The 14,698-nt window shown below is 73.5% G+C and carries 13 protein-coding genes; 5 read left to right on the top strand and 8 right to left on the bottom strand.

The features are described 5' to 3' along the window. Positions 1-136: 136 nt before the first annotated feature. Positions 137-745, bottom strand: a complete 609-nt coding sequence (locus tag ACQY0Z_RS29205; RefSeq protein WP_189900266.1) for an NAD(P)H-dependent oxidoreductase — start codon at positions 743-745, stop codon at positions 137-139. Positions 746-824: 79 nt separating this feature from the next. On the opposite strand from ACQY0Z_RS29205, the gene ACQY0Z_RS29200 reads away from it, so the two are divergent. The 3 genes from ACQY0Z_RS29200 to ACQY0Z_RS29190 are packed head-to-tail and all read left to right on the top strand — an operon-like array spanning position 825 to position 2,713. After that, on the top strand, positions 825-1,838 hold the full coding sequence (locus ACQY0Z_RS29200; protein ID WP_254586150.1) for an iron-containing redox enzyme family protein: 1,014 nt from the start codon (positions 825-827) through the stop codon (positions 1,836-1,838). A gap of 46 nt (positions 1,839-1,884) precedes the next feature. Then, on the top strand, positions 1,885-2,514 hold the full coding sequence (locus tag ACQY0Z_RS29195; protein WP_439813084.1) for a HemK2/MTQ2 family protein methyltransferase: 630 nt from the start codon (positions 1,885-1,887) through the stop codon (positions 2,512-2,514). Then, the gene (locus tag ACQY0Z_RS29190) at positions 2,495-2,713 is read left to right on the top strand and encodes a CDGSH iron-sulfur domain-containing protein (protein ID WP_439813083.1); all 219 of its coding nucleotides are present in this window, start codon (positions 2,495-2,497) and stop codon (positions 2,711-2,713) included. Before ACQY0Z_RS29195 ends, ACQY0Z_RS29190 begins: the two co-directional genes overlap by 20 nt. 339 nt (positions 2,714-3,052) lie before the next feature. Here ACQY0Z_RS29190 and ACQY0Z_RS29185 read toward each other — a convergent pair whose 3' ends face one another. Next, a complete protein-coding gene (locus tag ACQY0Z_RS29185; protein ID WP_189900274.1) occupies positions 3,053-3,487 on the bottom strand; it encodes a subtilase-type protease inhibitor in 435 nt (144 codons plus the stop codon). 456 nt (positions 3,488-3,943) lie between these two features. Here ACQY0Z_RS29185 and ACQY0Z_RS29180 point away from each other — a divergent pair, with 456 nt between their 5' ends. Continuing rightward, positions 3,944-5,113: a lactate 2-monooxygenase gene (locus tag ACQY0Z_RS29180; protein WP_439813082.1), complete on the top strand. Its 1,170-nt coding sequence runs from the start codon at positions 3,944-3,946 to the stop codon at positions 5,111-5,113. Positions 5,114-5,167: 54 nt separating this feature from the next. On the opposite strand, the gene ACQY0Z_RS29175 is transcribed toward ACQY0Z_RS29180, so the two are convergent. From ACQY0Z_RS29175 to ACQY0Z_RS29160, 4 genes are all read right to left on the bottom strand, one after another. Further along, positions 5,168-6,802: an RICIN domain-containing protein gene (locus ACQY0Z_RS29175; RefSeq protein WP_439813081.1), complete on the bottom strand. Its 1,635-nt coding sequence runs from the start codon at positions 6,800-6,802 to the stop codon at positions 5,168-5,170. Between the two features lie 600 nt (positions 6,803-7,402). After that, positions 7,403-7,780 (bottom strand): toxin Doc, encoded by a 378-nt coding sequence (locus ACQY0Z_RS29170; protein ID WP_033275292.1) that lies wholly within the window; start codon positions 7,778-7,780, stop codon positions 7,403-7,405. 3 nt (positions 7,781-7,783) lie between these two features. Then, positions 7,784-8,029 carry a hypothetical protein gene (locus ACQY0Z_RS29165; protein ID WP_026243285.1) on the bottom strand — a complete coding sequence of 82 codons (246 nt, stop codon included), beginning with the start codon at positions 8,027-8,029 and terminating at the stop codon, positions 7,784-7,786. 130 nt (positions 8,030-8,159) lie between these two features. After that, positions 8,160-10,403, bottom strand: coding sequence for a glycoside hydrolase family 9 protein (locus ACQY0Z_RS29160; RefSeq protein WP_439813080.1), 2,244 nt, complete (start codon positions 10,401-10,403; stop codon positions 8,160-8,162). A 244-nt stretch (positions 10,404-10,647) separates the two neighbouring features. On the opposite strand from ACQY0Z_RS29160, the gene ACQY0Z_RS29155 reads away from it, so the two are divergent. Next, a complete protein-coding gene (locus ACQY0Z_RS29155; RefSeq protein WP_189900282.1) occupies positions 10,648-13,026 on the top strand; it encodes a SpoIIE family protein phosphatase in 2,379 nt (792 codons plus the stop codon). A gap of 55 nt (positions 13,027-13,081) precedes the next feature. Here ACQY0Z_RS29155 and ACQY0Z_RS29150 read toward each other — a convergent pair whose 3' ends face one another. Both ACQY0Z_RS29150 and ACQY0Z_RS29145 read right to left on the bottom strand, forming a co-directional pair. Further along, complete coding sequence (locus tag ACQY0Z_RS29150) at positions 13,082-14,050, bottom strand: aldo/keto reductase (RefSeq protein WP_254586146.1); 969 nt, start codon at positions 14,048-14,050, stop codon at positions 13,082-13,084. Between the two features lie 82 nt (positions 14,051-14,132). Then, positions 14,133-14,657, bottom strand: coding sequence for a flavoprotein (locus ACQY0Z_RS29145; RefSeq protein WP_347225189.1), 525 nt, complete (start codon positions 14,655-14,657; stop codon positions 14,133-14,135). Between the last annotated feature and the right edge of the window lie 41 nt (positions 14,658-14,698).

The following is a 14,698-nucleotide window of genomic DNA, read 5'->3' as shown; positions in this document are numbered from 1 at the left end:
AAAGCGGATGACCCGGCACCCGCGCGGCCTGCGGCGGAAAGCGGATGACCGCTCCCCCGCGGCCTACTGCGGGAGGGCGGTGACCGCGTGCTCGCGCCCGCTGCGGGAGGGCGCGTAGCTGGGCGTCGCCCGCGCCCTACTGCGGCGGTGCCCCCAGCGGGTTCGCGGTGAGGGCGCGGGCGACGCCCAGGAGGTTCGCGGCCATCGCGCGGCCCGTCTTCCGTGACCAGTCGTGGCCGCTGCCGCCCTCCAGGAAGCTGGGGCCCGGTCCCGGGCCCTGGTTCCAGTAGGTCCACGCCTGGCCGGGGATGGTGTAGCCGATGTCCTGCAGCCCCCCGGTGATCTGGCTGATCACATGGTGGGCGCCGTCCTCGTTGCCGGTGACGACGACGCCGGCGACCCGGTTGTAGGCGACCGGGCGTCCCTCGTCGTCGGTCTCGGACATCATCCCCTCCATGCGCTCCAGGACGCGCTTGGCGACCGAGGACGGCTGGCCCAGCCAGGTCGGCGAGGCCATCACGAGGATCTCGGACGCGAGCAGCTTCTCGTGCACCCCGGGCCAGTCGTCGCCGTCGTGCACCGCCTCGCTGACCACACCCGGCGCGAGGTCCAGGTCCACGGCGCGCACGACGTCGACCTCGACGCCCTCCCGCTCCAGCTGCTCGGTGACGGTCCGGAACAGCGCCTCGGTGTTGGAGGGTTCCGGGGACTTCTTGAGCGTGCAGTTGATCACCAGTGCCTTCATGGGGTCATGGGGTACCCCGCGCGCCCGCCTCCGCCACGCCGCCGGGCGTTTCCGTGCGCCGTCCGGGTACCCGGGGTCCATGGACGACCCCCGAGACGAACCTCTGCTGCCCGCGCCGCGCGGGCCGCTCAGCCGTGCCGTGACCACGTATCTGCGGGGCGCCGGCCCGCTTCCCTCCGAGGCGGAGGCCGCCGCCGCCCCGGTGTACGGCGAGGACCTCCAGCTGGCCCTCTACCTCTGCTACGAACTGCACTACCGCGGCTTCGCGGACGTCGCGCCCACCCTGGAGTGGGACCCGGACCTGCTGCGCACCCGGGCCGCCATGGAACGGCGCTTCCTTGCCGCGCTCCGTGCGGACGCCCCCCGCCACGACAGCGTGGAGGACGCGCTCGCCGGGATCCTCGTCGAGCCGGTGGACGGCACGGGCGTCAGCCACTTCCTGCGCGACAAGGGCGAGCTGTGGCAACTGCGCGAGTACGCGGCCCTCCGCTCCCTGTACCACCTGAAGGAGGCCGACCCGCACGCCTGGGTGCTGCCGCGGCTGCGCGGCCGGGCCAAGGCGGCGATGGCGGCCGTGGAGTTCGACGAGTACGGCGGCGGCCGGGCCGACCGGGTGCACGCCCAGCTGTGGGCCGATCTGATGGACGACCTCGGCCTCGACACGACGTACGGCCGCTATCTCGACGCGGCCTGCGCGGAGCTGCTGGTCACGGTGAACCTGATGTCCCTGTTCGGGCTCCACCGCACGCTGCGGGGCGCCCTGGTGGGCCACTTCGCGACGGTCGAGATCACGTCCTCGCCCGGGTCCCGCCGGCTCGCCGAGGCCATGCGCCGCACGGGCGCGGGCCCCGCCGCCGAGCACTTCTACGACGAGCATGTGGAGGCGGACGCGGTGCACGAGCAGGTGGTCCGCAAGGACGTCATCGGCGGCCTGCTGGAGGACGAGCCGCAGCTGGAGGCGGACGTCGCGTTCGGTGTGGCGGCCACGGTGTTCACGGAGGACCGGCTCGGCGACCGGCTGCTCGCCGACTGGGGCGAGGGCCGCTCCGCACTGCGTACTCCCCTGTCACGGGAGGTCACCCATGGCTCTTGACCAACGGGGTACTCGGCCGCCTGTGAAAAGTCTGGTACCTCCGGGCGTGTACGCCCCACAAGAGGACACCGAGCTGCTGGCGGCGGCCCTGGCCGACGAGCCGGTGACGCCCGGCGCGGCCGTCCTCGACGTCGGCACCGGTTCCGGTGCCCTGGCCCTGACGGCCGCGCGGCGCGGCGCCCGCGTCACCGCGGTCGACGTGTCACGGCGGGCCGTGTACGCGGCCCGGCTGAACGCGCTGCGGGCCGGCCTCCCGGTCGAGGTCGTCCGGGGCAACCTCTTCGAACCGGTGCGGGGACGGTCGTTCGACCTGGTCCTCGCCAATCCCCCGTACGTGCCCGCCCCCAAGGCGCACCGGCCGCCGCGCGGCGCGGCCCGCGCCTGGGACGCGGGCGGCGACGGACGGCTCGTGCTGGACCGCATCTGCCTCGAGGCGCCGGAGCTGCTGCGGCCGGGAGGGGTGCTGCTGCTGGTGCAGTCCGCGCTCAGCGACCCCGGTGCGAGCGTGGACTGTCTGCGGGCCGCGGGGCTGAAGTCGGCGGTGACGCGGCGGCAGCGGATCGCCTTCGGCCCGGTGTTGCGGACGCGGGTGGAGTGGCTGCGGGAGCGCGGGCTGCTGTCCCCGGACGAGAACGACGAGGAGCTGGTGGTGGTCCGTGCCGAACAGCCCGTCTGAACCTGCGCGTTCGCCGTCCGGCGAGACTCGCCGGGTCGTGATGCGGCGGAAGGGGCCGATGCTGGTGGAGGGGCCGGTCGAGGTGGAGCTCGAGGACGGCTCGGTCGTGTCCTCCGACCGCTTCCAGGTGGCCCTGTGCACCTGCCGCCGCAGCCGCCGCTACCCCTGGTGCGACACCAGCCACCGCGACCGGGCCTGAAGCACTCCTCAGGGGCGCGGGGAACTGCGCGACCAGCCACCGCGACTGCATGCGGAGGCGGGGTGCCTGCCGGTGACGGGGCGCTCAAGCGCCCTGCCGGAGGCACCCCCTAGGGTCGCGGGGGAACTGCGCGACCAGCCACCGCCGACCCGCACCCGGCGCTCCAGGGGTGCCGCCCCTCGCAGCACAGCCGCCCGCGGCGGCGGAAAAGCCCGGAGGCCGGCGGGCGGCCCCACTCCGCCCGCCGGCCTCCCATGGGATCGCACTGCCCGCGCGGTGCCCCGTACTCCCCAGTCCGCGGGCCGCCACGCGGTCACGGGAACCGTGCGATCCCGGTCTCTAGAAGGCGAACACGCTCGAGCCGTGCGCGTTCGTCTCGCAGTCGTTGGAGAAGACGCGCTCGTAGGAGACCCTCTTGCCCTGCCAGACGCCGTCCACGGTGATGACCACCGGGTCGTACACCATCGGACACATGGCGTCCTCGGTGCGCGTCAGCGCGGTCAAGTCACCGCCGACGGCGGCCAGATCCGCGCAGGCCGAGCCGGCGGCCGGGTGGGTGCCGGAGGGGCCCGGCGCACAGGTCAGGGTGACCGCGCGTTCCGGTGTGGCGGTCGTCGCGCTGACTCCCTTGCCGACGGTGAGCACCAGGGCAGAGGGGGCGTAGAGCGCGGACGGGGCATCTCCCGGGGCGGCTAGCGCGGCCCCGGAGAGGGGGGCGCAGACGGCGGTGGCCGTGAGACCCAGGGTGATGGCCCAGCGCGCGGTGTTCCGCATTGTGTGCATCCTTCCGCTTCGTTTCTTCGGTTGCCGGCCCGTGCTCGGTCGGTGCCGGACCGGCGTGCCGGAGTCTGCCGAGTCCCCGGCGGAAACTCACCTCGACCCCACGTATTTCAGTAACATTGCGTATTGAATCAGTGGCGCGAAGTGACCAAGCGAACGCGCGTCGACCCGGTAATCGCACGGCTCCCGCGGCGGAGAAGTGGCCAGATGGCCGAATTCCCGGGGCCCGTTAATCGGCCTGAAACATTCCGATTCCGTCCTGCGCAGGGCGAAGAGAAACCCCTTGCGGTCATGAAAGGGACGCTCCCCGGTCATCCCCGAACACCCCGCGCGCCTCCCGCGGCCGAGGGAACGTCCTGTCACCGGACGCTGGACGCGACCGGCACATACCGGCCAGTATGCGTCGGGGCCACGAGGCACCCCGAGGCACGACGAGACAGGGCGGGACGGATGGCGAAGCACTGGGCCGACTTCCAGTACGAGATCTACCTGAACGGGATGACGGGGGCGGTGCCGCGGCTGCCGACCGACCTGACCCGGCTGGAGGAGCTGACCGAGCAACGCCTCGGGCCCGGACCGGTCGGATACGTCGCCGGCAGCGCGGGCGACGGCAGCACCGCCCGCGCCAACCGGGCCGCTCTGGACCGCCGCCGGATCGTGCCGCGCATGCTGCGCGACGTCCACGAGCGCGACCTGTCCGTGGAGGTGCTGGGCCGTCAGCTCCCCGCGCCGCTCGCCCTCGCGCCGGTCGGGGTGCTGTCGATCATGCATCCGGACGCCGAGCCGGCGGCCGCGCGCGCCGCAGCCGCGCAGGGCGTGCCGTTCGTGCTGTCGTCCGCGTCCAGCACGCCGATGGAGCAGGTCGCGGAGGCGATGGGGGACGCGGAACGCTGGTTCCAGCTGTACTGGCCGAAGGACGTGGAGGTGGCGCGGTCGTTCCTCAACCGGGCGAAGGCGGCCGGGTTCACGGCGCTGGTCGTCACCCTGGACACGCCTCTGCTGTCCTGGCGGCCGCGCGACCTCGACCAGGCGTATCTGCCGTTCCTGCGCGGCGTGGGCACCGCCAACTACTTCTCCGACCCTGCGTTCCAGGCGGGGCTCGCCAAGCCGGTCCACGAGGATCCGGACGCGGCGGTGATGCACTTCGTGGGCATGTTCGCCGACCCGGCGAAGACCTGGCCGGATCTGGCGTTCCTGCGGGAGAACTGGGACGGCCCGATCGTCCTCAAGGGCATCTGCCACCCCGACGACGCCCGTCTCGCGGCCGACGCGGGCATGGACGGCGTGGTGGTGTCCAACCACGGCGGCCGGCAGGTGGCGGGCGCGGTCGCCGCGGCGGACGCGCTGCCCGAGGTGGTGCGGGCCGTCGGCGACCGGCTCGCCGTGCTGTTCGACAGCGGGGTGCGCACCGGCGACGACGTCTTCAAGGCGCTCGCGCTGGGCGCCCGCGCGGTGCTGGTGGGCCGTCCGTACGTCTACGGGCTGGGCCTGGACGGGCAGGCGGGCGTGGAGCACGTGATCCGCTGTCTGCTCGCCGAGCTCGACCTCACCCTCGCCCTGTCGGGCCACGCGGCTCCGGGCACGGTGGGTCCCGGTGATCTCACGGAGGCGGCGGTCTGACGTCCCGTCCGGGGCGGCCCTGGGGGCCGCCCCGGAGGCGCGCGGACCGGCCGGTCAGGACAGGCGGGCGTAGCGGGCGTCGGGGGCCGTCGGGCCGGTGACGGAGAGGGACTCGCTGGACGCGTCGTCGGAGCGGACCGGTTCGGCCGCCCAGCGCTGCTCCACGGTACGGTCGCGCACCTTGACGACGATGTCGGCGTCCGCGTCAGGGGTCGACGGGGTGAGCGCCAACTGAACGTCCCAGCGCGGCACCAGCTCGCCCTGGACCGTGAGGTCGTACCGCACGTCGTTGGCCGTCCGGTCGCCGGAGTCGGCGCAGGCGCCGAGCACGACCACACCGGCGTCCTTGTGGGAGTCCAGGCACAGACCCGGGTCGGCCACGCTGCGCAGCAGCCCGTCCTCCTCGTACGTCCACTGCTGGGTCCACGCCGTGGAGCACTCGGTCAGCCGGGCGCCGGAGCCGTCCTGGGGTTCCTCCCGGGTGTCCAGGCAGAGGCCCGAGGCGATGTTGCGCAGCCGGGTGCGGTCCGGCGCCGAGGGCAGTCCGGCCGCGCCGGGCGGGGAGGCGGACGGCACGGCGGCCCGGCCGCCCGCGCCGGTGGCGCCCGTCGGGTCGGCGGTGCCGCCGTCCGGGGTGGACGAGCCGGCGATGAGCACGCTGACCAGCACGCCCGCGGACACCGCGCCCAGGCCGGTGAGCAGGGTGCGGGTGGAGCGCACCGGGTCGGGCAGCGCCATGGCGAGCCGGTCGGGCACCGGGAACCGGGACAGCAGCCGGTGCCGGGCGCCCGCCCGGCCGTCCCCGTCGCCGCGGCGACGGCGGCGTCCGGCGCGGCCTGAACGCGGTCCTGACGCGGCGCGGCCCGGTCGCGAGTCGAGGTAGCGCCGGGCCCCCCACCCCAGCACCGCCTCCGCGAGGAGCGTGCCCAGTCCCGACTCGAAGTGGCCGAGCTGCTCGGCCGCGTTGCGGCAGTAGCGGCACTCGGCCATGTGCCGGCGCACGTCGGGCAGCAGGTCACCGCCCCGGCGGATGGGCACGTCGAGCAGCCGGTTGTAGAAGCGGCACTCCTGGGTGGGCGCCAGTTCCTGGTGGGCGCGGACCAGTCCCTGGCGGAACTTGTCGCGGGCCTGGTCGAGGGCGCCGGACGCGAGGTCGACGTCCGTGCCGAGCAGTCCGGCGGGCACGGATATCGGCTCGGCCTCGACCTCGACGTGCCAGAGCAGACAGCGGGCGAGCGCGGGCAGGGACCGGAACGCCCGCTGGGCGAGGGCGCGGTTCTCCGGCGTCATGGTCGTCGCCGCGCGCATGCCCCGTCCGCCCGCCGGCTTCAGCAGCCCCGGCAGCACCTCGGCCACATGGTCGTCGGCGGCCCACTCGCGGACCGTGTCCCGCACTCCCACGAGGAGGACGGGACGGAGGGCCACGGCGGACTCTCCGAGGGAGACCCGGTCGAGCACACGGTGCAGGGCGGCCCCGGTGACCATGGCGGCGGTCCGCCCGCCGGAGGCGAGGCACACGGTCGCGTAGTCGTGCATCGCATGCCAGTGGCGCGCCGTCAGCAGGGCGACGGAGCGGGCGGCTTCCGCCTCCGGACGTCCCCGCAGCCGCGCGGCCAGCGCCTCGTCGGACTCCCCGGGATCACCACCCGGCGGGGGATAGGGAGGACGAGGGGGGTGGGGGGTGTGCACTGAGATTGGTTCCTTCCCACAGCGCATGTGACATTCGAGCGTTTCCGACACCGAAAAGGGACGCAGGACTGGTGCATACCTCTTGGTGTGGCGCGGGGGGCGGGAATTGTCGGCGGCGCTTCCGAACCGGTTCATCAACTCGCGAGCGTCCCCGGCCTTTACCCCCTCACGGGTGGCTCACTCTCGCACAACCCGTGCGCGGCCAACAAGGCGGTCGGGCAACATCCCCGCGTTGACAGAAAGTCAAAAGGAGAAAGTGCTACGCACGTCGCGTTCCGGCATTCACGGCCCCTTTTCCAGGACGGTGAGGGGTTCCGTGAAAAGGGATGACGGGAAGGTGTGGCCAAGGTGTGATGCGAAGGTCCGCGCCACTCCCCCGGTGCGTCTTTTCCACGGGTGCGCACCCCGTGTGAACGGCGCGTCCGCACCGCCGGGCCGCGCACGCTGCCGGGGCGCGCGGCGACGCGGTGCACTGGGGGGACCCTTCTCGGAGGTCACGCGCGGCGACGGCGGTACTTCCGCGCGCCCGGCCGCCGGCCCGCTCGCTCCCGCCCCTCGGCCGGCGGCCACGGGAAGGTCCCTCTCACCGGCGGGCGGGCGTCAGATCTGCCAGGACCGCAGCCGGTCGGCGGCGCCGTACACGTCGGTCGCGCCGGAGATCAGGTCACGGGCGAGGTCGACCAGCGCGCCGTAGGGCGGGTCGATGCCGGCCCCGCTGACGTACATGTAGGCGACGGCCGTGGCGCAGGCGAAGCGGGCGTTGGCCGAGGGCAGCGGGCGGAGCACGGCGAGGGTGTGCAGCAGGGCGGCGGCCCGCCAGGCGGCGTCGGAGTTCACGCCGAGCCGGGGCGGGTCGACGCGGTGCCGGGCCACGGCCGCCACGAGGGCGGAGAAGTCGTTGACGGTGGGCTGGTCCGGGAGGACCTCCTCGTGCCTCTGGAGCAGCCAGGGCACGTCGATGTGCAGCACGGGCGGCATCGGTCAGGCGGCCCGGCCCGCGCCCTTGGCGGGCGGTTCGTCGTCGGGGAACGCGGCGGCGAACTCGTCGGCGTGCGTGGCGAAGAAGCGGCGGAAGGCCTCGGCGCCCTCCTGCAGGGCGCGGTGACGGGCTATGTCCGCCGCTGCCGCCTCCCGTACGAGCGCCTTCATGGACGTACCGCGTTCCTTGGCGATCTGCCGCAGGTCCTCGAGCTCGCGGTCGCTGAACTCCACGTTGAGAGCTGGCATGGGATTACGGTACCGCTCGGGTACTGAACAGTAAATACCCGCAGGTCGGAGCGGGTGCGGTGGGGTACCGGAGGGTATGGGCGCGGGCCGGTGACCGCGGTGGTCACCGGCCCGCGCGGGAGGGGGACGGTCAGCCCTGGTCGGCCACGAAGGCGGCCATGCGGGTCAGGGCGGCGTTCCAGTTGACGGTGTGCTCGTTGGTCGACCAGGACTGGATGTCGTCGATGAAGCAGAACTGTCCGACGCAGCCCTGGAGCTTCGACTGGGCGTACGGGTCCTGGATGCTGGAGTTGGGTCCGCCGGACAGGGTGCCGGCGGGCGGGTTGGGCAGGTTCGGGTCGAGCTGGCGGGCGTACCACCGGCTGTGCTGGTTCTTGGCGTGGACCTCGCCGTAGCCGGTGACGTAGGACATGTTCAGGGCGTTGCGGCCGAGGATGTAGTCCATGCTCTGCAGCGCGCCGTCCCGGTACTTGGCCGCGCCGGTCAGGTCGTAGGCGGTGGCGAGGACGACGGCGTTGTTGAGGACCTGGTGGCTGGAGCCCCAGTCGTAGACGTTGCCGTCCGGCGCATACGGCATCCCGTACGGGTGCTCCTTCAGGGTGGCCAGGTAGCGGTCGGCGCCGGCGACCACGGAGCGGCGCACCTTGTCGAGGCCGGGGAGCTTGTTCGGCACCGTGGCGAGGTCGAGCCGGCCGGCGGCGGCGGTGCGCGCCCAGTCGAAGCCGGTCGGGCCGAAGATGTCCGCGGTGTGCACCGGCGAGTTCACCACGTGGTCCCTGAACTCCCGCTCACCGGTGGTGAGGTAGAGCTCGGCGGCCGCCCAGTAGAACTCGTCGGAAACGGTGTCGTCGGGGTAGGCGCCGCCGCCGATGCCGTCGTCCGGGTCGGCGATGCGGTCCGGGTGGGCCAGTGCCGCCGCCCAGGCCTTGCGGGCCGCCGCGAGGGCGCGGTCGGCGAACTGCTTGTCGTAGGGGCGGTGGAGCCGGGCCGCCTGGGCCGCCGTGGCGGCGAGGTTCAGGGTGGCGGCGGTGGTCGGCGGGTGCAGCTCGCGCTTCTGCGGGTCGTCGCCGGGCAGCAGCGGCAGCCCGGTCCACTGTTCGTCGTGGATCTTGTGGTGGGCCATGCCGGCCAGCGGCTCGCCGTCGGGCACCTGCATCTTCAGCAGGAACTCCAGTTCCCAGCGGGCCTCGTCGAGGAGGTCGGGGACCTTGTTGCCGCTCTCGGGGATGTCCAGCGTCCCGTCGCCGAGCTTGTGCACGCGGCCCGTGCGGGCGTGCTGGGCGCGCTCGTAGGTGCTGAGCACCTCCCAGGTGCTGATGCCGCCGTTGACGACGTACTTGCCGTGGTCGCCGGCGTCGTACCAGCCGCCGGTGACGTCGAGGGTGTAGTCGCACTCCCCTGGCCGGCAGGGCACCGCGCCGTCGCCCTGGTTCGGGGCGACGTCGACGTGGCCGGCGGGGCGGCCGTAGCCGGGGCGCAGGTCCTCGCGGATCTCCACGCCGCTGCGCTGGGTGTAGTAGTACTTCGCCGAGTCCAGCCGCAGCCGCTCGTAGATCTTCGCGTCGATGTCGAAGGGGTGGCTGGTCTCGCCGTCCGCCGTCAGGGTGAATCCGGCGCCGCGTCCCCGGTAGGAGCCGAAGTCGACGGAGTGCACGTTCTGCCCGGAGGAGGCGTCGACGCCGCGCGGCACGGTCCGGCCGGTGCGGACCACCCGGCCGCTGCCGTCCTTGAGCTGCCAGGCCAGCTTCTCGGTGGCGTCGGTGACGACCGTGGCGTTCTTCGGCCCGCCGGGCAGATAGCCGACCTGGTTCACCCGCACCCGCGGCCCGGTGTCCGGCTCGTACGGCTCGGGGGCGACGCCGCCGAGCAGCGACACGTCGTCCACGCAGAACCGCCAGGGGGCGGGGCTGCCGCCGAGCTGGAAGCCAACCTGCGCCTGCTCCGTGTCGACCGGCGCGGTGAAGGTGTACGAGTAGGTGTCGCCCGACACGCTGAGCTGCGGCGACACCTCGTGGTAGGTGTCGTACGGGTCCACCTGGAGACCGACGACCGCCCGGACCACATGACCGGCGGGCGAGCCGGTCGCCCTGAAGGAGAAGCGGTACGTCTCCCCCTCCTGGAGGGTGATGTCGTTGTGGCCCACGATCGCGTCCCAGCGGTTGGCGGTGCCGCCGGGCACGTCGGCGCACAGGCGGCCGTCGGAGACGCCCGCGGTGACGCCCTCGGAGGCCCACCAGGGATCGGCGCCGTCGTCGAACGTGCCGTTGCGGATCTGCTCGACCTCGTCCGCCCCGGCCGGGGCGGCGGGCATCGCGGTGAGCGCGGTCGCCAGCAGACCGGTGAGGGTCAGCAGCGCGGTTCTGCGTCGTTTCACGTCTGGGCTCCTCTGCGGAGGTACGGGGGTACGGGAGCGCGAATGGGAGCGCTCCCAACTCCGTGCGCCGCCCATGGTTGTGGCAGATGTGACATCCCGTCAACGGTCGTGACACGAGGAGAGCGCTTCGGGGTGGTACGGAGGCGGTGGCACCGGTTCCCGTTCATGTCGCGCGCGGACGCACTAGGCTGGGACTCTGGCGATACACCGGTTCACGGTGAGTGTGCGCGATGGAGTGGCGACGATGAGGCCGGACGACCCGTTCGACGATGCGGTGACGGCCCGGGCCGTCATCGCCGCCGACGGCACGCTCACGCGGTGGAGCGAGGGAGCGCGCCTGCTGCTGGGACACCGGACGGAGGAGGTCGTCGGCCGCCCCGCCGCCGAGCTGCTGGCCGACAGCACGGGACCGCTCCCGCTGCCGGAGGACCGCTGGAGCGGCACGCTGGTGCTGCGCCACCGCGACGGCGGCACGGTGAGCGCGTGGGTGCTCGCCCACCATCGGCAGCCCTCCGGGGACGGCCCCGGCGAGTGGCTCGCGGTCACCCCGCTGGAGGCCACCGACCACGACCTGCCCGACGATCCGCTGGTCAGGAAGGCCGTCTTCCAGTCACCGTGCGCCACGATGGTCTTCGACCAGGGGCTGCGGCTGCGCGGGGTCAACGACGCGATGGCCCGGCTCCTGGGTCTGCCGGCCGACCATCTGCGCGGGCTGCGGCCCACCGACATCGGGGGCCGGCCGCAGCACAGCGAGCTGGAGCGGCAGCTGCGGCACGTGCTGCGCACCGGACGGCCGCACGACATGCAGACCCATATGAAGGCCAGGGCCGAGGCCCACGCGCACGCCTGGCTGGCGCGGCTGGCGCCGCTCACCGACCGGTCGGGGCGGGTGCGGGGCGTGTGCGTGACCGCCCACGACTTCACCGAGCAGTTCCGGGCCCGGGAGCGGCTGCTCCTGGTCAACGAGGCCAGCTCCCGCATCGGCACCACCCTGGACGTCACCCGCACGGCGCAGGAGCTCGCGGAGGTCTGCGTGCCCGCGCTCGCCGACTTCGTCTCCGTGGAGCTGCTGGAGCCGGAGGAGGGCGGGGGCGAGGCGTCCGGCCGGCTGACCCCGCCGGTGTCGCTGCGCCGGGTCGCCCAGCAGGCGCTGACCCGCGACACCCCGCCGGACTCCGCCCAGGTGGGCGAGGTGACCGTCTACCCGGAGAACTCGCCCCAGGCGGACTCGCTGGCCGCCGGCCACAGCATCGTCGCCTCCGTGCCGGCCGGTGACCTGGACTCCTGGCTGTCGGAGGACGAGACCCAGGCCCGGCGGATCGAGAAGTTCGGCGTGCACGCGATCCTGTCCGTGCCGCTCCAGGCCCGCGGCACCACCCTCGGCGTGGCCGCCTTCGCCCGCTTCAGCCAGCCGGAGGCGTTCACCCACGACGACGTGCTGCTGGCCGAGGAGGTCACCGCGCGCGCCGCCGTCTGCATCGACAACGCCCGCCGCTACTCGCGGGAGCGGGAGACCACACTCACCCTCCAGCGCAGCCTGCTGCCCCGGACGCTGCCGCGCACGGCGGCCCTGGAGGCGGCCACCCGCTATCTGCCGGCCGCGCGCTCCGGGGTGGGCGGCGACTGGTTCGACGTGATCCCGCTGTCCGGGATGCGGGTCGCCATGGTCGTCGGGGACGTCGTGGGGCACGGCATCCAGGCGTCGGCGACGATGGGCCGGCTGCGCACGGCGGTGCGCACCCTCGCCGACATCGACCTCGCCCCCGACGAACTGCTCACCCACCTCGACGATCTGGTGCTGCACCTGTCGGAGGAGGCGGGCGGCGACTCCGGGCCCGGGGAGGTCGGCGCGACCTGTCTGTACGCGGTGTACGACCCGGTGTCGCGGCGCTGCACGCTGTCCCGGGCGGGGCATCCGCCGCCGGTGGTGATCCCGCCGGGCGGGGCCGCGCACCACCTCGAACTGCCGTCGGGGCCGCCGCTGGGACTGGGCGGGCTGCCGTTCGAGTCGGCGGAGTTCGAGCTGGCCGACGACAGCGTGCTGGCGTTCTACACCGACGGGCTGGTCACCTCGCGGGGGCGGGACCCCGGCCAGGGCGAGGCCCTGCTGCTGGAGGCGCTGTCCGGTGCGTCGGGTCCGCTGGACGAGACGTGCGACCGGGTGCTGAACAGCGTGCTGGCGCCGGGTGGCGCGACGGACGACGTGGCGCTGCTGCTGGCCCGGCTGCGGGGGCTGCCGTCCTCGCAGGTCGCCACCTGGGACATCCCGGCCGACCCGGCGCTGGTGGCGCCCATCCGCAAGCAGGTCCTCGACCAGCTCGCCGCGTGGGAGCTCACCGAGGCCTCGTTCACTGCGGAGCTGGTGGTGAGCGAGCTGGTCACCAACGCCATCCGGTACGGCGCCCCGCCGATCCGGCTGCGCCTCATCCATGACGAGGCGACCTTGATCTGCGAGGTCTCCGACGCCAACCACACGGCTCCGCATCTGCGCCGCGCCAAGACCTGGGACGAGGGCGGCCGCGGCCTGCTCCTGGTCGCCCAGCTCACCCAGCGCTGGGGCACCCGCCACACGGCGGAGGGCAAGACGATCTGGGCGGAGCTGACGCTGGCGGACATGGAGTGACCCCGGCGGGGACCGCTTCCGTGGGGGTCGGCGGTCCCCGCCGGGGCCGGACGCGTCAGTGGCCCGCGATCGGGTGGGGCGTGTACGGCTCGGCGAGCTCCTCGAGCTCCTTGTCCGTCAGGGTGAGGTCGACCGCCGCCACCGCGTCCTCGATGTGGGACGGCTTGGCCGCGCCGACGATCGGGGCGGTGACGGTGTCCTGGTGGAGCAGCCAGGCGAGGGCGACCTGGGCGCGGGGGACGCCGCGGGCCTCGGCGACGCGGGCGACCGCCTCGACGATCGCGCGGTCCCCCTCCTGGTAGAGGGTGCTGCCGAACCGGTCGGTGGCGCTGCGCTCCGTGGTGACGTTCCAGTCGCGGGTGAGCCGGCCGCGGGCGAGCGGACTCCACGGCAGCACGCCGACGCCCTGGTCCGCGCAGAGCGGCAGCATCTCCCGCTCCTCCTCGCGGTAGAGCAGGTTGTAGTGGTTCTGCATGGACACGAACGTCGTCCAGCCGCGCAGTTCGGCGGTGTACTGCGCCTTGGAGAACTGCCACGCGTACATCGAACTGGCCCCGATGTAGCGGACCTTGCCCGCCTTGACGGCGTCGTGCAGCGCCTCCATCGTCTCCTCGACCGGGGTGTGCGGGTCCCAGCGGTGGATCTGGTAGAGGTCGACGTAGTCGGTGCCGAGGCGGCGCAGGCTGTGGTCCAGCTCGGTCATGATCGCCTTGCGGGAGAGGCCCGCGCCGTTGGGTCCGGGCCGCATCCGGCCGTGCACCTTGGTGGCGAGGACGACGTCGTCGCGGCGGGCGAAGTCGCGCAGCGCCCGGCCGACGATCTCCTCGCTGGTGCCGTCCGAGTACACGTTCGCGGTGTCGAAGAAGGTGATCCCCGCTTCCAGCGCCTGCCGGATGAGCGGCCGGGACGCCTCCTCGTCGAGGGTCCACTCGTGGTTGCCGCGGCCGGGGTCGCCGTAGGTCATGCAGCCCAGGCAGACGCGCGAGACCTCCAGGCCCGTCGAACCGAGCTTCACGTACTGCATCGTTGCTGCTCCTGCCGTCGGGAACGGTTGCTGTCGCAGGAGCGAGCGTACGTCTTCGCGCGCACTCGAAGAGGAGTGCGGCTCAGGGGCTGTGCAGCAGGTCCAAAGCCAGCTCCCACCCGAACTCCCTTCGCTCGCCTCCCACTTGCGCCTCGCCCGCGTACGGGTCGGCGAAGCGGACGCCCATGCCGCGCAGACGGGCGACGGAGTCCTGGTAGGCGGGGTGGGCGGCGAGCGCTTCGGCGACGCAGGGCAGGACGGCGATCGGCACGCCGAGCCCGGCCGCCTCGCACAGGGTGCCGACGGCGAGGGTGTCGGCGATGCCGGCCGCCCACTTGTTGACGGTGTTGAAGGTGGCCGGGGCGACCACCACGGCGTCGGGGGCCGGGAAGGGGCGCGGGTCGCCGGGCCGGCGCCAGGCGGAGCGGATCGGGCGGCCGGTCTGCGTCTCGACGGCGGCGGCGTCGAAGAAGCCGTTCATCGCCGTCGGGGTGGCGAAGACGCCGACCTCCCAGTCCCGCTCCTGCGCGGCGGTGATCAGCTTGCTGACGTCCGCGGCGACGCCGGCGGCGCAGACGACGACGTAGAGGAAGGGCTTGTCGGTCACTCCGGCACCCTAGCCAGGGAAAACCGATTGCCGGTACCGGG

Source organism: Streptomyces sp. P9-2 (assembly GCF_051903975.1).
Taxonomy (GTDB): Bacteria; Actinomycetota; Actinomycetes; order Streptomycetales; family Streptomycetaceae; genus Streptomyces; species Streptomyces cellulosae.
Note: the sequence above shows the minus strand (reverse complement) of the source record. Positions and strands in the feature narration are given on the sequence as shown.